We start from the raw sequence: 25,652 nt of genomic DNA on the forward strand, positions 1-25,652 counted from the left end.
CACCCCCATCGCCCTACCCCGTTCGGGTTTCCGTTACACAACCGACGGACAGCCGAGCGCTGGCCGCAGGCTGCTTCGGACAGCGCCGTGACAACGCCTCCGTACCTTCAGATGCGTTCCCGGAAGACACGGGAGCGCTGAAGACCACAGGCAGTACACGGGCGGCGGGGAGCCGGCCCGAAACGGGGAAACGGGAGGCGGTTCACCATGGCGCAGGGCGAGGTGCTCGAGTTCGAGGAGTACGTCCGCACCCGGCAGGACGCGCTGCTGCGCAGTGCCCGCCGCCTGGTCCCGGACCCGACGGATGCGCAGGACCTGCTGCAGACCGCGCTGGTACGGACGTACGGCCGGTGGGAGACCATCGAGGACAAGCGGCTGGCCGACGCCTACCTGCGCCGGGTGATGATCAACACCCGTACGGAGTGGTGGCGGGCGCGGAAGCTGGAGGAGGTCCCGACCGAGCAGCTTCCGGACGCCTCGGTCGACGACGCCACCGAGCAGCACGCGGACCGCGCCCTGCTCATGGACATCCTGAAGGTCCTCGCCCCGAAGCAGCGCAGTGTCGTGGTGCTGCGACACTGGGAGCAGATGTCCACGGAGGAGACGGCCGCCGCCCTCGGCATGTCGGCCGGAACGGTCAAGAGCACGCTGCACCGGGCGCTCGCCCGGCTCCGCGAGGAGCTGGAGTCCCGCGACCTGGACGCACGCGCGCTGGAGCGTGAGGAGCGGGAGCGGTGCGCGGCCTGACCGGCGAGGGTTCCGCACGGACCCGGGGCAGTATCCAGGCGGTGAGCGCGGCCCTGGCCGTGCCCACCGCCCTCGCCCTTTTGGTGTCCGGGTGCGGCGCGGGCGGCACCGGCGCCCGTGACGAGGGCCCGGCGCACGCCGACTCGGTGGCGGGCGCCGCCGCCGCTACACCGTCCACCGCACCGTCGGCGTCGCCCGACACCGTGAACGCGGTCAAGCTCGTCAAGGACGACCCGAAGGTCGCGCCCGAGGTGAAGCGCGAGCTGAAGCCGTGCGTGGCGAACGAGTACCCGGTCGACGTCTCCTACGGCAATCTGACCTCAGGCTCGGCGGACGACGTCGTCGTCAACGTGCTGACCTGCGGCGACGCGGTGGGCGTCGGCAGTTACGTGTACCGCGAGCAGCACGGCTCGTACGAGAACGTGTTCACGTCCGAGGAGCCGCCGGTCTACGCGGAGATCGACCGCGGCGACCTGGTGGTGACCAAGCAGGTGTACGACAAGGGTGACCCGGTGTCGAGTCCCTCCGGGGAGAACGTGATCACGTACAGATGGACCTCCGGCCACTTCGCCGAGAAGTACCGCACGCACAACGACTACGGGAAGGTCGCCGGCGACAGCGCGACGCCGGCGCCGTCGCCGGCGGGCTGACGCGGGCGGAGGGCCGCGTGAACCGATCGGGCCACTCGGACCGATCCTTGGGTGAACGCATCGCGCGGACCGTGCGTCCCAGCAGTAGAACGCACCTCCATCAACCGCACATGTGTCCCAGCAGTCGAAGGCACCCCCACGGATCACAGAGGACAGAGAGCACCGGGATGGCAGACCAGACCCACGTCCTGTTCGTCGAGGACGACGACGTCATCCGCGAGGCCACGCAGCTCGCCCTGGAACGGGACGGCTTCGTGGTCACGGCCATGCCCGACGGGCTGTCGGGTCTGGAGGCGTTCCGCGCGGACCGCCCCGACATCGCGCTGCTGGACGTGATGGTCCCCGGCCTCGACGGGGTCAGCCTGTGCCGCCGGATCCGGGACGAGTCGACCGTGCCGGTGATCATGCTGTCGGCGCGGGCCGACTCCATCGACGTCGTGCTGGGCCTGGAGGCGGGGGCCGACGACTATGTGACCAAGCCGTTCGACGGTGCCGTCCTGGTCGCCCGGATCCGCGCGGTGCTGCGTCGCTTCGGGCACGCGGGCGGCGGCCGGGGCGAGGATCCGGCCGCCCCGGCGAGCGGCGGGGTCCTGGCCTTCGGGGACCTGGAGGTCGACACCGAGGGCATGGAGGTCCGCCGCGCCGGGCAGCCGGTGGCGCTGACGCCGACCGAGATGCGGCTGCTGCTGGAGTTCTCCTCCGCGCCGGGCACGGTGCTCTCCCGCGACAAGCTGCTGGAACGGGTGTGGGATTACGGCTGGGGCGGTGACACCCGCGTCGTCGACGTGCATGTGCAGCGGCTGCGGCAGAAGATCGGCCAGGACCGGATCGAGACGGTCCGTGGCTTCGGCTACAAGTTGAAGGCCTGAGCAGGGGCAGGGGTATGAGGGGGCACTTCCGGCGCCTGGTCGCCGCGGGCCTGGAGCGGGCGGACATCCGTACGGGTCTCAGATGGAAGCTGAGCGCGGCCATCGCCCTGGTGGGCGCGCTGGTGGCGATCGCGCTGAGCCTCGTGGTGCACAACGCCGCCCGGGTCTCGATGCTGGACAACGCACGCGACCTGGCCGACGAGCGGATCATGATCGCCCAGCGCAATTTCGAGCTGTCCGGGCGGATGAACTTCCCCAACACCAAGATCAACGACCCCGACCTGCCGCACGCGCTGCGGGACCGGGTCGAGGCGGGCCAGCGGGCGACGTACGTGGCGGACCGGCCGGGTGAGGTGCCCGACATATGGGCCGCCGTGCCGCTGAAGAACGGGCAGGTGATGTCGCTGCACTCGGGCTTCACCGACCGCAGCTCGGACATCCTCCAGGACCTCGACCAGGCTCTGCTCATCGGGTCCATCGCGGTCGTCCTCGGCGGCAGCGCGCTCGGGGTGCTCATCGGCGGGCATCTCTCGCGGCGGCTGCGCAAGGCGGCCATCGCTGCCAACCAGCTCGCGGGCGGCGAGACGGACGTGCGCGTGCGGGACGCCATGGGCGGGGTCGTACGGGACGAGACCGACGACCTGGCGAGCGCGGTGGACGCCATGGCGGACGCGCTGCGGCAGCGCATCGAGGCCGAGCGGCGGGTCACCGCCGACATCGCGCACGAACTGCGCACCCCGGTGACCGGGCTGCTGACCGCCGCGGAACTGCTGCCGCCCGGGCGCCCCACCGAGCTGGTGCTGGACCGGGCGAAGGCCATGCGCACGCTGGTCGAGGACGTGCTGGAGGTGGCCCGGCTGGACGGTGCCTCCGAGCGGGCGGAGCTGCAGGACCTCATGCTGGGCGAGTTCGTCGCCCGGCGGGTGGCGGCCAAGGATCCCGCCATCGAGGTGCGCATCGTGCACGAGTCGGAGGTGACCACCGACCCGCGCCGCCTGGAACGCGTCCTGTTCAACCTCCTGGCCAACGCGGCCCGGCACGGCAAGCCGCCCATCGAGGTCAGCGTCGAGGGCCGGGTCATCCGGGTGCGCGACCACGGCCCGGGCTTTCCCGAGGACCTGCTCGCCGAGGGGCCGAGCCGCTTCCGCACCGGCAGCAGGGACCGGGCAGGGCAGGGCCACGGGCTCGGCCTGACCATCGCGGCCGGACAGGCCCGGGTGATGGGCGCCCGGCTGACCTTCCGCAACGTCCGCACCCCCGGGACACCGGAGCATCTGCCGGCCGAGGGCGCGGTCGCGGTGCTGTGGCTGCCGGAGCACGCGCCGACGAGCACCGGGAGCTACCCGATGCTGCCGGGTTCGTGAGCCTCCCGGGCCTTCGGGACCGGCCGGGTCGACGGGGCCTTCGGGACCGGCCGGGTCGACCCGGCCTTCGGGACCGGCCGGGTCGACCGGGTCAGCAGGACCAGTCCTGGTCCATGTCCAGGCCGCCCTCGCGGGGCTGGTTGAACGAGAACCAGTTGCCGGAGTCGTCGCGGAACAGCGCCTCCGTGCCGTACGGGCGCTCCTGCGGCTCCTGGAGGAACTCCACGCCCTTGTCCTTGAGCTTCTTGTAGTCGCCGTGGATGTCGTCGGTGGTCAGCACGCCCGCGCCGAGCGCGCCCTTCGTCACGAGCTTCTTGAGCATCTCGGCGGACTCGGGGTCCATCGCGGGCCCGCCCGGCACCATCAGTGTCAGCTCGACGTCGGGCTGGTTCGGCGAGCCGACCGTGAGCCAGCGCATGCCGCCCTCGCCCATGGTCATGTCCGTACGGACCTCCAGGCCCAGTTTCTCCGTGTAGAACTCCTTGGCCCGGTCCTGGTCGAGGACCCAGACGGTCGAGATGGCGAGACCCTTGATCATGGCGTGCTCCTGCTCTGACGCTGCGGCCGGTGGTGTCCGCCCTGCCACGGTAGGCAGCGGGGGTGTCAGCCCGCTTCTTCGGAATTGCGCTGCTTCGCTTCTCCGGAACGGCGAGGCTTCGCCGCTCCGGAATCGCGCCGCTCACCGGCGCCGGGTGCGGAGCGGAAGCCGCCGGCCCAGAGCATGGCGTAGCAGCCGGGTATGAGGGCGGCTCCCCGGCCCACGTGCTTCGTCCGGTACTCGCTGGGGGTGAGACCCGTCCAGGTCTTGAAGCGCGCCGAGAACGTGCCGACGCTGCTGAAGCCGACCACGTGGCAGATCTCCGTCACCGAGAGGTTCGCCGTGCGCAGCAGGTCCTCGGCGCGGTCCATCCGGCGGTGCGTGAGGTACTGGCCGGGGGTCTCGCCGTACGCCTCCTTGAAGGCGCGGATGAAGTGGTAGCGCGAGTACCCGGCGTGGGCGGCGACGGTGTCCAGGTCCAGCCGGGGATCGGCCCAGTCCCGGTCCATCGCGTCCTTCGCCAGCCGGACCTGGCGCGTCTTGTCCATGCGACCGATGGTGGCACGGGGGTCTGACAACGGCCCCGGCCGCGAGCGCGGGCAGCGGCCCCTGCGCCGCGCGGAGCAGAGGACCGGCCGAGCGACTCCCCGGGCGACGCCCCCCGGGGGAGCCTGCGCCACTCGCAGCAGAGGTCCCCGGGCAAGGCGAAGGCCCCGGGCGATGTCCGCCCGGGGCCCTCGGCGAGAGGTGGTCAGACCGGCTCGACCACCGGCGTCTGGGCCGCCGGGTCGCCCGCCTTGCCGTCGTCCGATGCCGTCGGTCCCGCTCCCTTCAGCGGCACCTCCTTGACGAACACGGCCGCCACGAGGGCGAGAACCGCCACCACGGCCCCGAGCAGGAACGCCGAGTGCGTGCCGGCGGACACCGCGTGCTGGTACGCCTCCCGGACGAGCGCCGGCAGCTTCTGCATGCTCTTCCAGTCGAGCTGCGCCGACTGCTCGGTCACCTTGGAGCCCAGCCCCCCGGCCCGCTCGCTCATGACGTCCTGGACGCGGTTGTTGAACAGCGCGCCCATGATCGCGACGCCGAAGGAGGAGCCGAGCGTACGGAACAGGGTGGTCGACGAGGACGCGACGCCCATGTCCTTCATCTCCACGCTGTTCTGCGCGACCAGCATGGTGATCTGCATCAGGCAGCCCATGCCGAGCCCGACCACGGCCATGAAGATGCCGGACGTCAGACGGGAGGTCCCGGTGTCCATCGTGGACAGCAGGTACAGACCGACGATCATCAGTGCGCTGCCGAGGACCGGGAAGACCTTGTACTTGCCGGTGTTCGTGGTCACCCGCCCGGCGACCATCGAGGTCACCAGCATCGCGCCGAGCATCGGCAGGAGCAGCAGCCCGGAGTTGGTCGCGGAGGCACCCTGCACGGACTGCTGGTACAGCGGCAGGAAGAGCGTGGCGCCGAACATCACGAAGCCGGTGATGAAACCGATGACCGACATCAGCGTGAAGTTCAGGCTGCGGAAGATGTGCAGCGGCACCACCGGCTCCGCGGCCCGGGTCTGCCAGAACACGAACCCGACCAGCGCGGCCACCCCGATGCCGGTCAGCTCCATGATCCGCGCGGAGCTCCACGCGTACTCCGTGCCGCCCCACGTCGTCACCAGCACGATCGCTGTGATGCCGACGGTCAGCAGCGCGGCGCCCAGGTAGTCGATCCGCGCCTTGGAGCGCTTCCTCGGCAGGTGCAGCACGGCGGTGACGGCGATGAGCGCGACCACGCCGAGCGGCAGGTTGATGTAGAAGGCCCAGCGCCAGCCCCAGTTGTCGGTGATCGTGCCGCCGACCAGCGGGCCGCCGATCATCGCCAGTGCCATGACGCCGGCCATCATGCCCTGGTACTTGCCGCGCTCCCGGGGCGGGATGAGGTCACCGATGATCGCCATGACGCCGACCATGAGACCGCCGGCGCCGAGGCCCTGCACCGCGCGGAAGCCGATCAGCTGGCCCATGTTCTGGGCCATGCCGCTGAGCGCGGAGCCGATCAGGAAGATCACGATGGACGACAGGAACGTGCCCTTGCGGCCGTACATGTCGCCGAGCTTGCCCCACAGCGGGGTGGAGGCCGCGGTCGCGAGGGTGTAGGCGGTGACGACCCAGGAGAGGTGTTCGAGCCCGCCCAGCTCACCGACGATCGTCGGCATCGCGGTGCCGATGATCATGTTGTCGAGCATCGCGAGCATCATCGCGATCATCAGCGCGAGCAGCACGACCCGTACGCTCTTGGGCTGTTTTTCCCCGGCGTCTGCCACCGGTGTGTCCGTCTTGTCCGCCATCGCTTCCCACTCCCCCAGCTACCGCTACTTACTTGCCGACCGGCTAGTGACTACACTCGGAAGCTAGCCGCGGAACTAGCCGGGCGTCAAGTAAGTTTTATGGAAAGCGGGCGGCGTAGGAAGATGGGCGGCACCATGGACGGCACCAGGCAGCGGCGCCGCGGGAACACCCGCCGGCGCATCCAGGACGTGGCCCTCGAACTCTTCGCCGAACACGGCTACGAGAAGACCTCCCTGCGCGAGATCGCGGAGTGCCTGGAGGTCACCAAGGCCGCGCTCTACTACCACTTCAAGACGAAGGAAGAGATCCTCGTCAGCATCTTCGAGGACCTCACCCAGCCGATCGAGGACCTGATCGAGTGGGGCCGGCAGCAGCCGCACACCCTGGCCACCAAGCAGGAGATCATCCGCCGCTACGCCGACACGCTCGCCGAGGCGGCGCCACTGTTCCGTTTCATGCACGAGAACCAGGCGACGGTGCGGGACCTGCGGATCGGCGAGTCCTTCAAGGCGCGCATCCACAGTCTGCGCGACATCATCGTCGACCCGGACGCGGACCTGGTCGACCAGGTCCGCTGCGCCAGCGCGATCTTCACGCTGCACGCCGGCATGTTCCTGCTCCAGGACATGGGAGACGACCCCGAGGAGAAGAACAAAGCCGTCCTCGAGGTCGCCACGGACCTGGTGACCCAGGCTCACCGGGGAGCCCGGGGCTAGCCAGGGCCCGCCGTTCGGATCAGGTCGCGGACGCGGGGCCTGGCACGCGCATCTGCCGCGTTGCCGTCAGGCGCCGACGCTCCACAGACCGGGCCTGCGCGGTCAGGCGGGTCAGACCGTCACGCCCTTGGCACGCAGGAACTTCACCGGGTCGACCGCCGAGCCGTAGTTCGGCGTCGTACGGATCTCGAAGTGCAGGTGCGGGCCGCTGGAGTTGCCGGTGTTGCCGGACCTGGCTATCTCCTGGCCGGTCTTGACGATCTGGCCGACGCGCACCTCGACCTTCGACAGGTGGGCGTACTGGGAGTACGTGCCGTTGCCGTGCTTGATGACGATGGCGTTGCCGTACGCGGGACCGTCGCCGGCGCCGTTACCGCCGGCCTTGACCACGGTGCCGCCGTGGGCGGCGACGACCTGGGTGCCGCTCGGCACGGCGAAGTCCTGGCCGCTGTGCTTGTGCGCCCACATGCCGCCGTTCTGGGCGAAGCTCGCGGAGAGCGTGTACTTCTTCACCGGGTCGATCCAGGACGGCTTGGCCTTCTTGGCCGCGGCCTTCTTCTCGGCCGCCTTCTTGGCGGCGGCGGCCTTGGCGGCCTTCTCAGCCTTCGCGGCCTCGGCCTTGGCGACCTTGGCCTGGACGGCGGCCTGCGCCTGGACGGCGCCGGCGGCCCCGGACGCGGCCGTGGTGTCGGCGGCGGACGCGACCCCGGCTCCCAGTGCGACCGAGACACCAAGGCCGGCGGCCAGCACGGTCGCACGGGTGCGGAGCTGGGACGTACGGGAAGAACGGGACGTGACGCGCTGGGACATCGAAACCTCGTATGGAAGGGGACGGAGAAAACCACCCGGCGCACAACCGCTCGCCGTGTGGCCATCCCTTGGTAACCCGAAGTCCGACAAACTCCCAAAAGCGTGATCTACGACGCTAGTTAGTAATTTGGTTCAGTGTTCTACGTCTCTTGACACAGCAGTCATTCAGGACGAATCAGGACACTGGCCAGCACTTCCACCCGGATTCCGGGGGAAGAATCCCTTTTCTCCCGGTCCGTTATCCACTAATCCAGCTAGTAACGGACATATCGCCTGTGCGCCATGTCACCGCGGACCCTCTTCGGCCATTCAGAAAATGTGGCGCAGGCCTCTAGGCGCCTACCGTCCGGTAACCCTACGGTTCCCCTCACGCCACCCTCGAGCACGAGCATGCACACGACATGTTGGCAGCGTCACGGACGTGAGAGGACCCCCACGACATGCAGACCCGACGCCCCTGGTTGCACCGTGCATCAGTGACCGCCGTCTCGGCGGCGGCCCTCGTGGCGATGGCCGCACCGGCCGACGCCGCGACCGCCACACAGGCCTCCACGACCACCGCCACCGCCACGTCCGCGGCCGCGGCCGCGGCCGCGGACGTCGACTACGGCACCTGGCAGAAGGACTGCCAGGCCGTGATGGACCAGGCGCTGCCCTATCTGAAGCAGCGGATCGCGGCCCAGAAGCCGGGCGAGAAGCAGGCGATCGTCTTCGACATCGACAACACGACGCTGGAGACGGACTTCGGCTTCGCGTATCCGCAACCGGCCAACAAGCCGGTCCTGGAGGCCGCCAGATACGCACAGGAGCGCGGAGTCGCCCTGTTCTTCGTGACCGCACGGCCGGACATCATCGCCTCGTTCACCCAGTACAACCTCAAGCAGACCGGCTACCAGGTCTCCGGACTCTACGTCCGCAACTTCATCGACCTCTTCAAGAACGTCGCCGACTACAAGACGGCCCAGCGCGTCGACGTCGAGCGCAAGGGCTACACGATCATCGCGAACATCGGCAACAGCGCCACCGACCTTTCGGGCGGCCACGCCGAGAGGACGTTCAAGCTGCCGGACTACGACGGGCAGCTGTCCTGACCCGGCTGGTCAACTGCGAGTAGTCTCACCCCCGTTCACGCGATCACGGGGGTGAGGCGGATGGATCCGACGGTTCTCGGGGGCAGACTGGCGTCCTCGCTGGTCGCCCCACTGCTGAAGAAGCTCTTCCGTTCGGAGAGCCCGGGCGCGGGCCTGCTCGACCAGCCCGTGCGCCTCGCCGCGCTCGTGTCCTTCCGGGGCGAGAAGCGCACTCTGGACGAGCGGGACGTACAGAAGCTCGCCGGACGGATCGTGGCGCAGGCGGTGGACTCTCCCGGCGAGCCCCCCTTCCCGTCCGACGAGCAGATCGCCGTCGCCGACACACTGGCGCGCAGGCTGCTCGCCCTCGGCGACCTCGACATGGACGACGTCCAGGCGGTCCGCCTGGGTCACCGCGAGCTGGCCAAGAAACTGCACTACGCGGCCCTCGCACCCGACGGCCTGTCCGCGGACTCCTGCCACTTCCTCGATCACGCGACCGAGTGGGCGTGCCTGAACATCCTGGAGTTCTTCACCCGTCGCTCCACGTTCATCGCCCGCACCCTCGTCGAGCAGACCCGGAGCCAGGAGGAGCTGATCGCCAAGGTCGACGAGCTGCTCACCCGTACTCCCCGCCCGTACGCCCGTGACGCCTCCTTCGAACGCCGCTACCTGCGGTTCGTCGCCGAGCGCCACAACCACATCACCATCTACGGCATCGACCTGAGGGACTCCCCGGACCGCTGGCCCCTCGAAGTGGCCTATCTGAGCCTGGAGGCCGCCGGCGCCGAGCAGGGCGGGCTGCCCGAGGCACCGCCGGCCGAATCCGCGGCCGCCGCAGGCGCCACCGTGCGGCTCCCGGCGGAGGAGGCCCTCAGCAGCCACGACAGGGTCATGCTGCGCGGCGACGCCGGCTCCGGCAAGACCACCCTCGTGCAGTGGCTGGCGGTGACCGCCACCCGGGACACGGCCCGCATCCCGTTCGTCCTCCCTCTGCGCACCCTGATCCGCGTGGGCGCGCTCCCCGCGCCGTCCGCCTTCCTCACGGCGGTGGGCTGCCCGCTCGCCCCGCCCGAGGGCTGGGCCGAACGCGTCCTGACCGCCGGGCGCGGGCTCGTGCTCGTCGATGGCCTGGACGAGATCCCCGCCGCCGACCGGCACCGCACACGTGACTGGCTGCTTTCCCTGATCCACGCCTTCCCCGGCAATCACTGGCTGCTGACCTCACGCCCCACAGCGGTACGCCCCGACTGGCTGGCCGCGGAGGGATTCCGGGAACTGACCCTCGCCCCGATGCGCCGGGCCGACGTGACGACGTTCGTGCACCGCTGGCACGCGGCCGCGCGGGCGCCCGAGTACGAGACGCAGCTCCTGGACGCCCTGCACACCAAACGTGACCTGGCCCGCCTCGCCACCAATCCCTTGATGTGCGGACTTGTCTGCGCCCTCCACCGGGAACGGCGGGGCTACCTCCCCACCGGCCGCAAGGAGCTCTACGACGCCGCCCTCGGGATGCTGCTCGCGCGCCGCGACCGGGAGCGGGGCATGGGCGCGGTGGACGGGATCGAACTGGGCGAGGAGGCCCAACTGGAGTTGCTCCAGCGCCTCGCCTACGCGCTCGTGCTGAGCGGACGGACCGAGATGAGCCTGGAGACGGCCGAGGGCATCGTGGGGCGCTGCCTGCCGACGATCGCACGGGTGCCGGAACAGCGGGACGCGACCGACGTGCTGCACGCCCTCATGCTTCGCAGCGGCCTGCTCCGCCAGCCGGCAGAGGGCGTCGTCCACTTCGTCCACCGCACCTTCCAGGACTACCTGGGCGCCCGGTACGCCGTCGAGGAGGGACACCTGGACGTCATCGCCGGACACGCGGGCGACAGCCTGTGGGAGGACGTGATCCGCATGGCGGTCGCGCACGCCCGGCCCCGGGAGCGGGCCATGCTGCTCCGCCGCCTGCTGGCCGAGGACACCCCACGGCTGACCCTCCTCGCCCTGGCCTGCCTGGAGCACGCCGCGGCCCTGGATCCCGGGGTACGGACCGAGGTGGAGGAACGGGCCGGGGCGCTCATCCCGCCACGCGAGACGGAGGAGGCGAGGGCCCTGGCGGAAGCGGGCCCACTGGTGCTGGAGCTGCTGCCGGGGCCGGAGGGACTGACCGACCAGGAGGCCCACCACGTCACCGTCACCGCGTCACTCCTCGGTGCGGAAGAGGACGAGGGCGCGCTGGCAGTGCTGCGCCGCTTCCGCGACCACCCGGCCCTCGAGGTACGGCGGCAGCTGGTGGGCACGTGGAGCCGGTTCGACGCGCGGGAGTACGCGGTGGAGGTGCTCGACCATCTGAAGCGGGGCGGACTCTCCGTGGTCTGCGAATCCGCCGAGCAGAGGGCGACGCTCCAGCTGATGCGCCCCTGGGAGAGGCTGCGGTTCGACGGCCCGCTGACCGCGGCGGAACTCCTCGCGTGCGTCTCGGAGCCCGCCGGGGTCCGCCTGCTGCACCTGTGGAGGAACCCGGTCCTCGGGCATCTGCGGGACCTTCGGGCGTTCCGCTCACTGACCGGTCTGTGGCTCAGCCGCTGCACCGGCACAGAAGGCCTGTCGAGCCTGGCGGAACTGCCGCTGACGGACCTCGTCCTCTTCGACCGCGGTGCGGACCTCACCGGGCTGGGGACGCTACGTCGGCTCACTCAGCTCTCGCTCGACCAGGACCTCCCCGGAGACCTCCTCACCGACAGCCTGCCCGCCGACGCGCCCCTGCGGCATCTCTTCCTGGGGATGGGCTCCATCCACTCGACCGGGCTGCGTGGTCTGAGCGGGTGGCCCACGCTCAGGTCACTCGCCGTGGGTGTGTCGAGCCGGAGGCACCTGAGCGCCGAGGACTGGCGCGAGGTGGCCGCCCTCCCAGTGCTTGCCACCCTCCGCCTCTACGGGCGGTCGGAACACTACGGTTTCGACGCCATGCCGGAGCTGCCGGGCATCGAGGACTTCGAGTTCCCCGGGGACGGCGACCTGGGAGTGCTCCGCGTCATCGCATCCCGGCTGCCCCGTCTGCGCAGGCTCACCGTCTCCGAGGAGCTCGCCCGTACGCCCTCCCCCGACACGTGGGCCGACATCTTCCCCACCGTCGAGATCATCCGCGTCTGACCCCGAACACGGCGAAGGGGCCGGCGCCCCGGAAGGCACCGGCCCCTCTCAGCCGACTGTGACGCTTACGCGTCCTTGCTCAGGTTCGGACCCGTGCCGCCGGCCGCCTGCTCGATCGGCGGGACGTCCGGCAGGGCCGCCTTCTCCTCGCCGCGGAAGGTGAAGGTCTTGGTCTCGCCCTCGCCCTCCGTGTCCACGACCACGATGTGACCGGGGCGCAGCTCGCCGAAGAGGATCTTCTCCGACAGCGAGTCCTCGATCTCGCGCTGGATGGTGCGACGCAGCGGACGCGCACCCAGCACCGGGTCGTAGCCCCTCTTGGACAGCAGCTCCTTGGCGGACTGGGAGAGCTCGATGCCCATGTCCCGGTCCTTCAGGCGCTCGTCGACCTTGTCGATCATCAGGTCGACGATCTTGAGGATGTCGTCCTGGCTGAGCTGCGGGAAGACGACCACGTCGTCGACGCGGTTGAGGAACTCGGGCCGGAAGTGCTGCTTGAGCTCGTCCGAGACCTTGTTCTTCATGCGCTCGTAGTTGGACTTCGTGTCGCCCTGGGCCGCGAAGCCCAGGTTGAAGCCCTTGGAGATGTCCCGGGTGCCGAGGTTGGTCGTCATGATGATGACCGTGTTCTTGAAGTCCACGACCCGGCCCTGGGAGTCGGTCAGGCGACCGTCCTCCAGGATCTGCAGCAGCGAGTTGAAGATGTCCGGGTGGGCCTTCTCGACCTCGTCGAACAGCACGACCGAGAACGGCTTGCGGCGGACCTTCTCGGTGAGCTGGCCGCCCTCCTCGTAGCCCACGTAGCCGGGGGGCGAACCGAAGAGCCGCGAGACCGTGTGCTTCTCGCTGAACTCCGACATGTCGAGGGAGATCAGCGCGTCCTCGTCGCCGAAGAGGAACTCGGCGAGCGCCTTGGACAGCTCGGTCTTACCGACACCGGACGGGCCGGCGAAGATGAACGAGCCACCGGGGCGCTTCGGGTCCTTCAGACCGGCACGCGTACGGCGGATCGCCTTCGACAGCGCCTTGACGGCGTCGGTCTGGCCGATGACGCGCTTGTGGAGCTCCTCCTCCATGCGCAGCAGACGCGAGGACTCCTCCTCGGTCAGCTTGAAGACCGGGATGCCGGTGGCGGTCGCGAGGACCTCGGCGATCAGCTCGCCGTCGACCTCGGCGACGACGTCCATGTCGCCGGCCTTCCACTCCTTCTCCCGCTTGGCCTTGGCGGCCAGGAGCTGCTTCTCCTTGTCGCGGAGGGAGGCGGCCTTCTCGAAGTCCTGCGAGTCGATCGCGGACTCCTTGTCGCGGCGGACGCCGGCGATCTTCTCGTCGAACTCGCGCAGGTCCGGCGGCGCGGTCATCCGGCGGATCCGCATCCTCGATCCGGCCTCGTCGATCAGGTCGATCGCCTTGTCCGGCAGGAAGCGGTCCGAGATGTACCGGTCGGCCAGGGTGGCGGCCTGGACCAGCGCCTCGTCGGTGATGGAGACGCGGTGGTGGGCCTCGTACCGGTCACGCAGACCCTTGAGGATCTCGATCGTGTGCGGCAGGGACGGCTCCGCGACCTGGATGGGCTGGAAGCGGCGCTCCAGGGCCGCGTCCTTCTCCAGGTGCTTGCGGTACTCGTCCAGCGTGGTGGCACCGATGGTCTGCAGCTCACCGCGGGCCAGCATCGGCTTCAGGATGGAGGCCGCGTCGATGGCACCCTCGGCGGCACCCGCACCGACCAGCGTGTGCAGCTCGTCGATGAACAGGATGATGTCGCCGCGGGTGCGGATCTCCTTGAGGACCTTCTTCAGGCGCTCCTCGAAGTCACCGCGGTAGCGGGAGCCGGCGACCAGGGCGCCGAGGTCCAGGGTGTAGAGGTGCTTGTCCTTGAGGGTCTCGGGCACCTCGCCCTTGACGATGGCCTGGGCGAGGCCCTCGACGACGGCGGTCTTGCCGACGCCGGGCTCACCGATCAGCACCGGGTTGTTCTTCGTACGGCGGGACAGCACCTGCATGACCCGCTCGATCTCCTTCTCGCGCCCGATGACCGGGTCGAGCTTGGACTCACGAGCGGCCTGGGTGAGGTTCCGGCCGAACTGGTCGAGGACCAGGGACGTGGAGGGGGTGCCCTCGGCAGGACCGCCGGCGGTGGCGGTCTCCTTGCCCTGGTAACCGGAGAGCAGCTGGATGACCTGCTGCCGCACGCGGTTGAGATCTGCGCCCAGCTTGACGAGGACCTGGGCGGCGACGCCCTCGCCCTCGCGGATCAGGCCGAGCAGGATGTGCTCCGTGCCGATGTAGTTGTGGCCCAGCTGAAGGGCCTCGCGGAGCGACAGCTCCAGGACCTTCTTGGCACGGGGGGTGAAGGGGATGTGGCCGGACGGGGCCTGCTGGCCCTGGCCGATGATCTCCTCCACCTGCTGGCGGACCGCCTCGAGCGAAATCCCGAGGCTCTCAAGGGCCTTGGCGGCGACACCTTCACCCTCGTGGATCAGGCCCAGGAGGATGTGCTCAGTGCCGATGTAGTTGTGGTTGAGCATCCGGGCTTCTTCCTGAGCCAGGACGACAACCCGCCGCGCGCGGTCGGTGAACCTCTCGAACATCGTTAATCGCTCCTCAGAGCGGTCAGGCAGTGGGGGGAACTTCCCCTCCCTGTCCTTCCGCAGCTTAGTCCCGCAAGCGGGGACCGCTCATTCCAACTGCCGACACCGTCCTTGGCCTCCTGACCCCGAACGCCGACATCTGCTCCAACCCGATGGTGCGAGACGATGTTCCCGCAGGCCAGGCAGATACCCCACTCGCCAGTACGCCGATGGCGAACGTGAGACGTCCTTTTCTGCGTGTCGCCCCCTCCCACTAGGGATGTCTTACCCGCGAGGGCCGGAAGTCCATGCCGAGCGCCCCCGTTCCCTCCGCTACGGGCGAACAACCTTGCGCCTCCCCGCACCCCTTTCGCGCCCCCGATTCGCCACTCTGTGCGTCCGTGGCGCAACCCAGCGTAACTCGCATGGCTTTCCGGCTGTTGCACTTGGCATGTTCGGCGCCCCTCGTCCCGTGATCGCGTCCCCGTGCCCGGCCCTCCCGCTCCCCCGCCTGCCGCTCGACCCGGCCGGCCCCGCCGCGAGCGGCCCGGGCGCGAGCCGTCCCCCGAGCGGTCAGGTCCGGCGGTGGTACGAGAAGGAGCTGGGCTGGCCGACGGTGCCCGGCGATCCACTGCGGCTGGTGGTGGGGGTGCGCTACGACGTTCTGGACGTGCCGGCGCAGGCGGGGCATGCGGCGCTGCGCCGCCGGGCGCTGGGCTCTCCCGTCGCCCTCGACGGCGACCGGATGCTGTTCCTGGTGGCCGCGGGCAGCGCCGAGGAACTTCCCGGGCTGCTTCAGTGGCTGGACTGGGGACGCCTGCCGCTGGATCTGGCGGCGATCGGCGCGGGCGGCCTCATGGCGGCCCCGTCGCCCCCGACGTCTGACGAGGAGAGGGCGGCGCCGCTCTCGTGCGAGCCGCGCAAGTCGTGCGAGACGTGCGAGACGTGCGATACATGCGAGACGTGGGAGACGTGCGCCGTATCGGCGGATGCTCTCCCGGCCCGCGGCGCGGGCACAGCGTTCAGGGACGGGTCACCGCTCCCTGGTCCCGGCTCTGCCGTCGGCCGGCCGTCCGTGCCGGGCCGGGTCGGTTCCCAGGGGGCCGCCGTGTGGCTGCGGCCCCCCGAGCCGGGATGCGAGGTCGAGGCCTCGCTGCCGACGATGTCGGCGCTGGGAGGCGCTGGGGACGCCCCCGATCTCGTGCGGCTGGTGAACACGGTGGCCACGCAGTGCCACCGGATCCGGCTGCGGCGCGCGTGCACCCAGCCGCCGGCCATGCGTACGCAGGGTCGGTAGTGCCGCTGTTCAGCCGTTGGCCTTCTCGTAAGCCTCGCGGATGGTCGCGGGAACACGGCCGCGGTCGTTGACCTCGTAGCCGTTCTCCTTGGCCCAGGCGCGGATCGCCGCGGTGTCCTGGCTGCCGCTCGAAGCCGCGCGCGCCTTTCCGCGCCCGCCCGAAGCGCGGCCTCCGGTACGACGACCGCCCTTCACGTAAGGCTCGAGAAGGCCACGGAGCTTGTCCGCATTGGAGGTGGTGAGATCGATCTCGTACGTCTTGCCGTCCAGCGCGAACGTCACGGTCTCGTCCGCCTCGCCACCGTCGAGGTCGTCGACAAGAAGGACCTGAACCTTCTGTGCCACCGGATTTCCTTTCATCGATATCTTCAGGGCCGGGGTGTGCCGGCGTCCGCCGTATCGCCGTCCCCTGTTATATGCAGTACTGCAGTACCTCGGAAAGCAAACCGCTTTTGCCGGAAAAACACAAACCCCCGGCAGAGACCGGCAGCCCGGGCTGGGTCCGGAAACGTGCGCGTTTCGGACATAGGGCACCGGGGCAGGGGCGGCCCCGCTGAATATGCCTTGACGAACCCGCCCGGCCCTCTTGCGACGACTAGCGCCCGACGATCACAGATGCAGAAGCATCCGGCTGTTGCCCAAGGTGTTCGGTTTCACTCGTTCGAGTCCCAGGAACTCCGCGACGCCCTCGTCATAGGAACGCAGCAGCTCCGCGTAGACATCCGTGTCGACGGGTGTCTCGCCGATCTCCACGAAGCCGTGCTTGGTGAAGAAGTCGACTTCGAAGGTCAGACAGAAAACCCGGCGAACACCGAGCCAGCGGGCGGTCTGCAGCAACTTCTCCAGCACCCGGTGCCCGACGCCCGCACCCTTCAGGCCGGGCTTCACCGCGAGAGTGCGGACTTCCGCGAGGTCTTCCCACATCACGTGCAGCGCACCGCAGCCGACGACCTCGGCGTTGTCGTCCCGTTCCGCGACCCAGAACTCCTGGATGTCCTCGTAAAGCGTCACCGTCGCTTTGTCGAGCAGGATGCGGCCGCGCACGTAGGCGTCAAGGAGGCCGCGCACGGCCGGGACATCGCTGGTGCGGGCCCGCCGGACGGTGATGGCTTTTGCGGGGGCTTCGGAGCTCTTCGCGGACATGGCGGGACGCTATCGCCCGCCGAGGTCCTGAGCGGAGGCGGGGTTCTCCTCGGGGCCTTCCCCGCGTCCCGGCCGTTCGGCCCGTTCCGCGGATTCCGACGGTTCGGTCGGTTCCTGGGTTTCCGGGCCCTGCACGATCCGTACGGCATCACTGAGAGACCGCCGTTGTTCCTCGCTCATCATGCCGAAGAAGGCGACGAGAGCGGCGGCGGGGTTGTCGCTCTGCGACCAGGCGTCGTTCATCAGGGCGGCTGCGTAGGCGGCCCGGGTCGAGACCGCCTCATATCGATAGGCACGGCCTTCCGCCTCGCGGCGCACCCAGCCCTTCTGATGGAGATTGTCCAAAACGGTCATCACGGTGGTGTACGCGATGGACCGCTCCTTCTGAAGATCTTCCAGGACTTCTCGAACGGTCACCGGGCGGTTCCACTTCCACACCCGCGACATGACCGCGTCTTCGAGTTCTCCCAATGGGCGAGGCACAGCTCAGAACAATAGTGGGAGATCCCGGTTATGGCGTGGCGGACGTGCGCTTCACCGGCGAATGGGAACAAAAAGGGCGTACGGCTCGGCACTGCGGGCGCCGCGGGGTGCGGGTCCGCCGAGTCGTACGCCCTCGGAAGAGGTGGGTCAGGCGTCGGTCTTCGAAGGCGCCGCGCCGGACTGGCGGGCGCCCTCCACGCGCGCGAGGGCGGCGTCCACGGCCGCGTCCTCCTTGGCCTTGTTGGCGCCGCCCTGGGTCTTCACGATCACCCGGATCACGCCGATGAAGAAGACGGCCATGACGGCCGGGGGCAGCAGCGCGGAGACGTAGTCCATGGATCCAGGGTAGCCACGTCAGCCCGCGGCGAGCTGCTGGGGGTTCGCGGGTGGTGGCGGGGCCGGTTTGCGACGCGGGAAGACCTCGCCCGGGGTGGGGATCGGACGGGAGGGCTTCGGGGTGCCGGGGGCGGGGGCCGGGGCGGGCTTGGGGGGCGCAGGTTTGCGCGTGGGCTTCTTCTCGGGCTGCTTCTCCGGGCCGTCCGCGGCGGCGTCACCGGGGGCACGGCGGCCGCCCGGGATCGACAGGAGACGGGTGCGGGAGCGGGAGCGGGAGCCGGGGACGACGGCCACCGGGGCGGGCGCGGCGGCTGCCACGGCGGCGGGCGTGCAGCGGTCCAGGAGGGCCGCGGCGGCGGGATTGCCGCGCAGGGCGCTCAGGGCGGCCAGGTCGTCGGGAACGGGGCGGTATCCGGCACCCAGGGCCTCGTCCAGGAGCGCGAGGTAGCCGGCGGCGGTGCCGGGGAGGGCGGCGCGATATCGGCCCAGGTCGGCCACGAGGAAGGCGCGCAGCCTGGCCCCCTCCCGCAGCGCCTCGTCGAGCGACTCTGCGAGACGGAGACAGTCCTGGACGTCGGCGGCCGAGGCGGGGGTGGGGTGGAGGGCAAGGGCGAGAGCGCGGCGGAGCACACGCAGCTCCTCCGCGCCGAACGCCATGCCGCCGCGGGATCCGTATGGCGTGGGCATGCGGCGACGATACGCGCTAATCAGACAAATCTCACATAGGGGACGGGTGTGGCGTGGGGGACCACTCGGGTGGGCGGGGGTGCGCGCCTGCGCCTGACGCCGGGTGGGCGGGAGTGCGCGCCTGCGCCTGACGCCGGGTGGGCGGGAGTGCGCGCCTGCGCCTGACGCCGGGTGGGCGGGAGTGCGCGCCTGCGCCTGACGCCGGGTGGGCGGGAGTGCGCGCCTGCGCCTGACGCCGGGTGGGCGGGAGTGCGCGCCTGCGCCTGACGCCGGGTGGGCGGGAGTGCGCGCCTGCGCCTGACGCCGGGTGGGCGGGAGTGCGCGCCTGCGCCTGACGCCGGGTGGGCGGGAGTGCGCGCCTGCGCCTGACGCCGGGTGGGCGGGAGTGCGCGCCTGCGCCTGACGCCGGGTGGGCGGGAGTGCGCGCCTGCGCCTGACGCCGGGTGGGCGGGAGTGCGCGCCTGCGCCTGACGCCGGGTGGGCGGGAGTGCGCGCCTGCGCCTGACGCCGGGTGGGCGGGAGTGCGCGCCTGCGCCTGACGCCGGGTGGGCGGGAGTGCGCGCCTGCGCCTGACGCCGGGTGGGCGGGAGTGCGCGCCTGCGCCTGACGCCGGGTGGGCGGGAGTGCGCGCCTGCGCCTGACGCCGGGTGGGCGGGAGTGCGCGCCTGCGCCTGACGCCGGGTGGGCGGGAGTGCGCGCCTGCGCCTGACGCCGGGTGGGCGGGAGTGCGCGCCTGCGCCTGACGCCGGGTGGGCGGGAGTGCGCGCCTGCGCCTGACGCCGGGTGGGCGGGAGTGCGCGCCTGCGCCTGACGCCGGGTGGGCGGGAGTGCGCGCCTGCGCCTGACGCCGGGTGGGCGGGAGTGCGCGCCTGCGCCTGACGCCGGGTGGCCGGGGGTGCGCGCCTGCGCCTGACGCCTGGTGGTGGGTCGGGGCCGCGCCGGGGGGTGTCCGTCCTCGGACCGGCGCGATGGGGTCTCACGCCGACTGACTGTCCGTTGACGCGCCAACCGCTGCGGGCGGACACCCCCCGACACGGCCCCTGCTCGCCGTGAGCGGGTGCGGGTGCGTCGTGGCTCACCGTGAGCGGGTGCGGGTGCGTCGTGGCTCACCGTGAGCGGGTGCGGGTGCGTCGTGGCTCGCCGTGAGCGGGTGCGGGTGCGTCGTGGCTCACCCAGCTGCGGGCCTGTGTGCCGCCGGGGTGGCACGGGTGGGCGTGGGGGTCCCCCTGCTCATGGGGGTCCCCCCTGTTCGAGCGAAGCCGAGAGCTTGGGGGAGGCACCTCGCTCCGCCGGGTTGCGCACCCCCCCGGCCTCGGTCCCGACGCCGAGCCACGACTCACATGCGTGACACGTTGCGCTCGTACACCAGGCGCAGTCCGATCAGCGTCAGCCACGGTTCGTGCTCGTCGATGACCGACGACTCCCCCAGCACCAGCGGGGCCAGCCCGCCCGTCGCGATGACCGTGACGTCGTCGGGGTCCTCCGACAGCTCGCGGGCCATGCGGTTGACGACGCCGTCGACCTGGCCGGCGAAGCCGTAGATGACGCCCGACTGCATCGCCTCGACCGTGTTCTTGCCGATGACGCTGCGGGGCCGGGCCACCTCGATCTTGCGGAGCTGGGCACCGCGGACGCCGAGGGCCTCGACGGAGATCTCGATGCCGGGCGAGATGACACCGCCGACGTACTCACCGCGCGCGCTGACGGCGTCGAACGTCGTCGCCGTGCCGAAGTCGACGACGATGGCGGGGCCTCCGTAGAGCTCGACCGCCGCGACCGCGTTGATGATGCGGTCGGCGCCGACCTCCTTGGGGTTGTCCATGAGGATCGGCACACCCGTCTTGACGCCCGGTTCGACGAGGATCGCGGGCACGTCGCCGTAGTAGCGGCGGGTCACCTCGCGGAGCTCGTGCAGGACCGAGGGGACGGTGGCGCAGATGGCGATGCCGTCGATGCCGTCGCCCAGTTCGTCGCCGAGGAGCGGGTGCATGCCCATCAGGCCCTGGAGGAGGACCGCCAGTTCGTCGGCGGTGCGGCGCGCGTCCGTGGAGATGCGCCAGTGTTCGACGATCTCGTCGCCGTCGAACAGGCCGAGGACGGTGTGGGTGTTTCCTACGTCGATCGTCAGCAGCATGGCCCGTACCGCCCCTACTCCGCCGGCCGCAGGTCCAGGCCGATGTCCAGGATCGGCGAGGAGTGGGTGAGGGCTCCGACGGCGAGGTAGTCGACGCCGGTGTCCGCGTACGCCTTGGCGTTGTCGAGCGTGAGGCGGCCGGAGGCCTCCAGGGCGGCTCGGCCCTGGACGATCGCGACGGCCTCCGCGCACTCGGCGGGCGTGAAGTTGTCCAGCAGGATCAGGTCGGCGCCGGCGTCCAGGACCTCGCGGAGCTGGTCCAGGGTGTCGACCTCGACCTCGATGGGCACGTCCGGGAAGCGTTCGCGCACCGCCTGGAAGGCCTGGGCGACACCGCCCGCGGCGACCACGTGGTTGTCCTTGACCAGGGCCGCGTCCGAGAGGGACATGCGGTGGTTGACGCCGCCGCCGCAGCGGACCGCGTACTTTTCGAGGCTGCGCAGGCCGGGGGTCGTCTTGCGGGTGTCGCGGACCCTGGCCTTCGTGCCGTCCAGGACGTCCGCCCACGCGCGCGTGGCCGTCGCGACGCCCGACAGGCGGCACAGGATGTTCAGCGCGCTGCGCTCGGCCGTGAGGAGGTCCCGGGTGCGGGTGGTGACGGAGAGGAGCTTCTGGCCCGCTTCCACACGGTCGCCGTCCTCGGCGTGGCGCTCGATCTCCAGCTCCTCCTCGCAGACCACCGAGATGACCGCCTCGGCGACGCGCAGACCGGCCACCGTGCCCGCCTCGCGGGCGGTGAAGTCGGCCGTGGCCACCGCGTCCTCGGGGATGGTCGCCACCGTCGTCACGTCCACGCCGTGGGCCAGGTCCTCCTGGAGGGCCACGTTGGCGATGTCCTCGACCTCGACGGGGTCGAGACCGGCGTCGGCCAGGAGCTGGGCGAGTGCGGGGTCCAGGCCGCACTCCAGGTATGCCCCGTCGTCCGCGCCGCAGGCGCAGCCGTCTGAGCAGCCTCCGGAGGAGGCGAGGGGAAGGTCGGGGGTGCTCACGTCGGTCACTGCTCCTGGGGGGCCTGGGTCGGGAGGGTCGGGGGGAAGTCTGTGGTGTCCGTGGTGTGCACGGCCAGCGTGCGGTCCGGATTAAGGGTGACGACGATGTGGCGCCGCCAGGCGGTGTCGTCGCGTTCGGGGCGGTCCTCGCGCCAGTGGCAGCCCCGGGTCTCCTCGCGCAGCAGGGCGGCGGCGACCAGGACACGGGCCACGCACAGGAGGTTGGTGGCCTCCCAGGTGTCGACGCCGGCCTCGGCCGTCTCACCGTTCTCGGCGAGGGCCTCCCGGGCGTCGGTGTGCAGGCGCTGGAGCTGGTCGGCGGCCTTGGCGAGGGAGCCGGCCGAGCGCAGGACACTCGCCCCGCCCGTCATGATCCGCTGGATCGTGAAGCGGGCCTGAGGGGGCTGCAGCGGGTGCTCGGGGATCTCGGGGTGCGGGACCGGCTGGGGCACGCGCGCGTGCAGGCCGTTCGCCGCGATGTCGGCCGCGATGCGCTCGGCGTAGACGAGGCCTTCGAGCAGGGAGTTGGACGCCAGCCGGTTGGCACCGTGCACCCCGGTGCAGGCGACCTCGCCGCACGCGTACAGGCCGGGGACGGTCGTCCGGCCGTGGGAGTCGGTGCGGACGCCGCCGGAGGCGTAGTGCGCGGCCGGGGCGACCGGGATGGGGGCCGTGACCGGGTCGATGCCGTGGGCGCGGCAGGCGGCCAGGATCGTCGGGAAGCGGTGCTCCCACATCTCGGCGCCGAAGTGCCGGCCGTCGAGGTACATGTGCTCGGCGTCCTGCTCCAGCATGCGGCGCGTGATGCCCTTGGCGACGATGTCGCGGGGGGCGAGTTCGGCGAGTTCGTGCTGTCCGACCATGAAGCGGACGCCGTCGGCGTCGATCAGGTGGGCGCCCTCGCCGCGCACGGCCTCGGAGACCAGGGGCTGCTGGCCCTCCGCGTCCGGGCCGAGGAACAGCACGGTCGGGTGGAACTGGACGAACTCCAGGTCGCTGACCTCGGCGCCCGCCCGCAGCGCGAGCGCCACGCCGTCGCCCGTCGACACCGACGGGTTGGTGGTGGCGGAGAAGACCTGGCCCATGCCGCCGGTCGCGAGGACCACCGCGGGGGCGTGGACGGCCCCCACGCCGTCGTGCTGGCCCTCCCCCATGACGTGCAGGGTGACGCCGGCGGTGCGGCCCTCGGCGTCCGTGAGGAGGTCCAGGACGAGCGCGTTCTCGACGGTGCGCATGCCCCGCGCGCGGACGGCCTCGACCAGGGCGCGGGAGATCTCGGCGCCGGTGGCGTCACCGCCTGCATGCGCGATGCGGCGGCGGTGGTGGCCGCCCTCCCGGGTCAGTTCCAGCTCGCCGTCGGAGGACGCGTCGAACCGGGCGCCGGTCTCGATGAGGCGGCGTACGGCGTCGGGGCCCTCGGTGACGAGGAGGCGGACCGCGTCCTCGTCGCACACTCCGGCGCCCGCGACCAGGGTGTCCTCGAGGTGCTGCTCGGGGGTGTCGCCCTCGCCGAGGGCCGCGGCGATGCCGCCCTGGGCCCAGCGGGTGGAGCCGTCGTCGAGACGGGCCTTGGTGACGACGACCGTCCGCAGGCCCGCGGCCTCGCAGCGCAGGGCCGCGGTCAGTCCGGCGACCCCGGAGCCGACGACGACCACGTCCGCGGCGATGGACCAACCGGGGGCGGGGGCGTGCAGTCGTATGCCTGTGGTGGTCACGAGGCGGCTCCGAAGCGTGTGAAGGTGAGCGGGACGTTGTCGATCAGCCGGGTCGCCCCGACCCGGGCGGCCACGGCGAGGACCGCGTCGCCGGTGAAGTCGTCCTCGATCTCGGTGAAGTCGGACGGGTCCACCAGGGCGAGGTAGTCCAGCGCGAGCGGCGGTTCGAGGCGGGCGGCCTCGTCCAGGACCTGGCGGGCGGCGGCGCGGACGGCCGACGGGCCGCCGGGGACGGCCGTCGCCACGGCGTGCGCGTCGGCCGCCGCACGGGACTCCCCTATGGCGCTGAGCGCCTCGGCACGCGCGCGCGTGGCGGGCACCTCGCGCGCCCGAGCCCGCAGCGCCTCCTGTGCGGCATGCCGGTCCTGGCCCGCGAACAGGGCCCCGGACAGGGCGAGGGCGGTGCGCCGCTCGGCGGCCGACAGGTAGCGGTTGCGGCTGGACAGGGCCAGGCCGTCCTCCTCGCGGACGGTGGGCACCCCGACGATCTCCACGCCGAAGTTCAGGTCCCGCACCATGCGGCGGATCAGCGCGAGCTGCTGGGCGTCCTTCTGCCCGTACAGGGCGACATCGGGGCGGGTGAGGTGCAGCAGCTTGGCGACGACGGTGAGCATGCCGTCGAAGTGGCCGGGGCGGGAGGAGCCCTCCAGGCGCTCGCCCATGGGGCCCGCGGTGATGCGGACCTGGGGCTCGCCGCCCGGGTAGACCTCGTCCACGGCGGGGGCGAACACGACGTCCGCGCCCGACTGTCCGGCGAGTTCGATGTCGGCGTCCAGGGTGCGCGGGTAGCGGTCGAGGTCCTCGCCCTGGCCGAACTGGAGCGGGTTGACGAAGACGGTGACGACGACCTCGCCGTCCGGCCCGGCGAGGGTGCGCGCGGTGCGGATCAGCGTGGCGTGGCCCTCGTGCAGCGCGCCCATGGTCATCACCACGGCGCGGCGGCCCGCACGCGCGCGTGCGTGCAGTTCGCCGGCGGTGCGCAGCAGGGTGGTGGTCATCGGGCGTCCCCCTCGGTGCCGTCGGTCCCGTCGGTCCCGTGGGCGAGTACCCCGAGGAGGTCCTCGGCCAGTTCCGGCTTCAGCAGGCCGTGGGCCAGGGCCCGGTCGGCGGTCGCGCGGGCCATCGCCAGGTAGCCGTCGACGGCCTGGGGTGCGTGCCGGCGCAGCTCGGCGACATGCGCGGCGACCGTGCCCGCGTCGCCGCGCGCGACCGGGCCGGTGAGGGCCGCGTCGCCGGAGCGCAGGGCGTTGTCCAGGGCTGCGCCGAGCAGCGGGCCGAGCATCCGGTCGGGGGCCGTGACGCCGGCCGCGCTCAGCAGCTCCATGGACTGGGCGACCAGCGTGACCAGGTGGTTGGCGCCCAGGGCGAGCGCCGCGTGGTAGAGCGGCCGGTTCTCCTCGGCGATCCACTCCGGCTCGCCGCCCATCTCGATGACCAGGGCCTCGGCGGCGAGGCGCAGCTCCTCGGGGGCGGTGACGCCGAAGGAGCAGCCGGCCAGCCGCTGGACGTCCACGGGCGTGCCCGTGAAGGTCATCGCGGGGTGCAGGGCGAGCGGCAGGGCGCCCGCGCGCAGGGCCGGGTCGAGGACCCGCGCCCCGTACCGCCCCGAGGTGTGCACGAGGAGCTGCCCCGGCCGGACGGATCCGGTGTCGGCGAGGCCGGTGACGAGGTCGGGCAGGGCATCGTCGGGGACGGTCAGCAGCACCAGGTCGGCCCGCTTCAGGACCTCGGCGGGCGGCATCACCGGCACGTCGGGCAGCAGATGTGCGGCGCGCCGCCGGGAGGCGTCCGAGACGGCGGAGACGGCGACCGGGCGGTGCCCGGCGAGCTGCAGGGACGCGGCGAGCACAGGCCCTACACGGCCGGCGCCGACGACGCCGACGGTGAGCCGCGCGGGGCGGTCCTTGGGGTCTGGCTGTGGGGTTGTGTTCACTCGACGGCGGCCTTCCCGTTCCAGTCCGCTCCGGGTACCGGACGATTTCTCGTCATGTTAACGCGATCGGTTCGAGGGGCGTTCGGTCGTCCACAGGCTGTGCATGCCCGTGCGGCAT

23 protein-coding genes are annotated in these 25,652 nt (G+C 71.3%); 8 read left to right on the plus strand and 15 right to left on the minus strand.

All coding sequences use genetic code 11. The annotated features are described in order from the left end of the window. The first annotated feature begins 207 nt into the window (after positions 1-207). From FDO69_RS28630 to cseC, 4 genes are all read left to right on the plus strand, one after another. Entirely contained in the window at positions 208-747 is a 540-nt protein-coding gene (locus FDO69_RS28630) for a SigE family RNA polymerase sigma factor (protein WP_030251439.1), read from the plus strand. Next, entirely contained in the window at positions 735-1,397 is a 663-nt protein-coding gene (locus FDO69_RS28635; protein WP_167526697.1) for a hypothetical protein, read from the plus strand. The genes FDO69_RS28630 and FDO69_RS28635 overlap by 13 nt, the downstream gene beginning before the upstream one ends. Before the next feature lie 167 nt (positions 1,398-1,564). Then, the gene (gene cseB, locus FDO69_RS28640) at positions 1,565-2,266 is read left to right on the plus strand and encodes a two-component system response regulator CseB (protein ID WP_104783389.1); all 702 of its coding nucleotides are present in this window, start codon (positions 1,565-1,567) and stop codon (positions 2,264-2,266) included. Between the two features lie 14 nt (positions 2,267-2,280). Beyond that, positions 2,281-3,630: a two-component system sensor histidine kinase CseC gene (gene cseC / locus FDO69_RS28645; RefSeq protein WP_104783391.1), complete on the plus strand. Its 1,350-nt coding sequence runs from the start codon at positions 2,281-2,283 to the stop codon at positions 3,628-3,630. Positions 3,631-3,721: 91 nt separating this feature from the next. On the opposite strand, the gene FDO69_RS28650 is transcribed toward cseC, so the two are convergent. The 3 genes from FDO69_RS28650 to FDO69_RS28660 all read right to left on the minus strand — a co-directional run bounded on the left by FDO69_RS28650 (position 3,722) and on the right by FDO69_RS28660 (position 6,509). Continuing rightward, positions 3,722-4,168 carry a VOC family protein gene (locus FDO69_RS28650; protein WP_104783394.1) on the minus strand — a complete coding sequence of 149 codons (447 nt, stop codon included), beginning with the start codon at positions 4,166-4,168 and terminating at the stop codon, positions 3,722-3,724. Positions 4,169-4,233: 65 nt separating this feature from the next. Next, positions 4,234-4,716, minus strand: coding sequence for a helix-turn-helix transcriptional regulator (locus tag FDO69_RS28655; RefSeq protein WP_104783397.1), 483 nt, complete (start codon positions 4,714-4,716; stop codon positions 4,234-4,236). Positions 4,717-4,919: 203 nt separating this feature from the next. Beyond that, a complete protein-coding gene (locus FDO69_RS28660; RefSeq protein WP_104783400.1) occupies positions 4,920-6,509 on the minus strand; it encodes an MDR family MFS transporter in 1,590 nt (529 codons plus the stop codon). A gap of 123 nt (positions 6,510-6,632) precedes the next feature. Between FDO69_RS28660 and FDO69_RS28665 the strand changes: the two genes are divergently transcribed. After that, a complete protein-coding gene (locus tag FDO69_RS28665; protein WP_104783402.1) occupies positions 6,633-7,226 on the plus strand; it encodes a TetR/AcrR family transcriptional regulator in 594 nt (197 codons plus the stop codon). Between the two features lie 111 nt (positions 7,227-7,337). On the opposite strand, the gene FDO69_RS28670 is transcribed toward FDO69_RS28665, so the two are convergent. Then, on the minus strand, positions 7,338-8,036 hold the full coding sequence (locus FDO69_RS28670) for a M23 family metallopeptidase (protein WP_104783405.1): 699 nt from the start codon (positions 8,034-8,036) through the stop codon (positions 7,338-7,340). A 440-nt stretch (positions 8,037-8,476) separates the two neighbouring features. On the opposite strand from FDO69_RS28670, the gene FDO69_RS28675 reads away from it, so the two are divergent. Both FDO69_RS28675 and FDO69_RS28680 read left to right on the plus strand, forming a co-directional pair. Then, positions 8,477-9,127: an HAD family acid phosphatase gene (locus tag FDO69_RS28675; RefSeq protein WP_104783408.1), complete on the plus strand. Its 651-nt coding sequence runs from the start codon at positions 8,477-8,479 to the stop codon at positions 9,125-9,127. A gap of 60 nt (positions 9,128-9,187) precedes the next feature. Further along, on the plus strand, positions 9,188-12,247 hold the full coding sequence (locus tag FDO69_RS28680) for an NACHT domain-containing protein (RefSeq protein WP_104783410.1): 3,060 nt from the start codon (positions 9,188-9,190) through the stop codon (positions 12,245-12,247). 65 nt (positions 12,248-12,312) lie between these two features. Here FDO69_RS28680 and FDO69_RS28685 read toward each other — a convergent pair whose 3' ends face one another. Continuing rightward, the gene (locus FDO69_RS28685; RefSeq protein WP_104783413.1) at positions 12,313-14,838 is read right to left on the minus strand and encodes an ATP-dependent Clp protease ATP-binding subunit; all 2,526 of its coding nucleotides are present in this window, start codon (positions 14,836-14,838) and stop codon (positions 12,313-12,315) included. 451 nt (positions 14,839-15,289) lie between these two features. On the opposite strand from FDO69_RS28685, the gene FDO69_RS28695 reads away from it, so the two are divergent. Beyond that, positions 15,290-16,114 (plus strand): SCO3374 family protein, encoded by an 825-nt coding sequence (locus tag FDO69_RS28695; protein WP_234388155.1) that lies wholly within the window; start codon positions 15,290-15,292, stop codon positions 16,112-16,114. 9 nt (positions 16,115-16,123) lie between these two features. On the opposite strand, the gene FDO69_RS28700 is transcribed toward FDO69_RS28695, so the two are convergent. From FDO69_RS28700 to FDO69_RS28750, 10 genes are all read right to left on the minus strand, one after another. Next, on the minus strand, positions 16,124-16,459 hold the full coding sequence (locus tag FDO69_RS28700) for a histone-like nucleoid-structuring protein Lsr2 (protein ID WP_053673923.1): 336 nt from the start codon (positions 16,457-16,459) through the stop codon (positions 16,124-16,126). A gap of 264 nt (positions 16,460-16,723) precedes the next feature. Next, positions 16,724-17,257: an amino-acid N-acetyltransferase gene (locus FDO69_RS28705; RefSeq protein WP_104783422.1), complete on the minus strand. Its 534-nt coding sequence runs from the start codon at positions 17,255-17,257 to the stop codon at positions 16,724-16,726. Positions 17,258-17,266: 9 nt separating this feature from the next. Continuing rightward, entirely contained in the window at positions 17,267-17,704 is a 438-nt protein-coding gene (locus FDO69_RS28710; protein WP_234388163.1) for a BlaI/MecI/CopY family transcriptional regulator, read from the minus strand. Between the two features lie 183 nt (positions 17,705-17,887). Continuing rightward, positions 17,888-18,076 carry a hypothetical protein gene (locus FDO69_RS28715; protein ID WP_104783427.1) on the minus strand — a complete coding sequence of 63 codons (189 nt, stop codon included), beginning with the start codon at positions 18,074-18,076 and terminating at the stop codon, positions 17,888-17,890. An 18-nt stretch (positions 18,077-18,094) separates the two neighbouring features. Continuing rightward, entirely contained in the window at positions 18,095-18,733 is a 639-nt protein-coding gene (locus FDO69_RS28720; protein ID WP_167526703.1) for a hypothetical protein, read from the minus strand. Between the two features lie 1,366 nt (positions 18,734-20,099). Further along, positions 20,100-20,897, minus strand: coding sequence for a type III pantothenate kinase (locus FDO69_RS28730; protein WP_104783432.1), 798 nt, complete (start codon positions 20,895-20,897; stop codon positions 20,100-20,102). Positions 20,898-20,911: 14 nt separating this feature from the next. Continuing rightward, positions 20,912-21,886: a carboxylating nicotinate-nucleotide diphosphorylase gene (gene nadC, locus FDO69_RS28735; protein WP_104783774.1), complete on the minus strand. Its 975-nt coding sequence runs from the start codon at positions 21,884-21,886 to the stop codon at positions 20,912-20,914. A gap of 5 nt (positions 21,887-21,891) precedes the next feature. Beyond that, positions 21,892-23,601 (minus strand): L-aspartate oxidase, encoded by a 1,710-nt coding sequence (locus FDO69_RS28740; RefSeq protein WP_104783434.1) that lies wholly within the window; start codon positions 23,599-23,601, stop codon positions 21,892-21,894. Continuing rightward, positions 23,598-24,599 (minus strand): pantoate--beta-alanine ligase, encoded by a 1,002-nt coding sequence (panC, locus tag FDO69_RS28745; protein WP_104783437.1) that lies wholly within the window; start codon positions 24,597-24,599, stop codon positions 23,598-23,600. The genes FDO69_RS28740 and panC overlap by 4 nt, the downstream gene beginning before the upstream one ends. Further along, the gene (locus tag FDO69_RS28750) at positions 24,596-25,534 is read right to left on the minus strand and encodes a Rossmann-like and DUF2520 domain-containing protein (protein WP_104783439.1); all 939 of its coding nucleotides are present in this window, start codon (positions 25,532-25,534) and stop codon (positions 24,596-24,598) included. The genes panC and FDO69_RS28750 overlap by 4 nt, the downstream gene beginning before the upstream one ends. Positions 25,535-25,652 lie beyond the last annotated feature (118 nt).

It is taken from the genome of Streptomyces tibetensis, assembly GCF_007655005.1.
GTDB classification, from domain to species: domain Bacteria; phylum Actinomycetota; class Actinomycetes; order Streptomycetales; family Streptomycetaceae; genus Streptomyces; species Streptomyces tibetensis.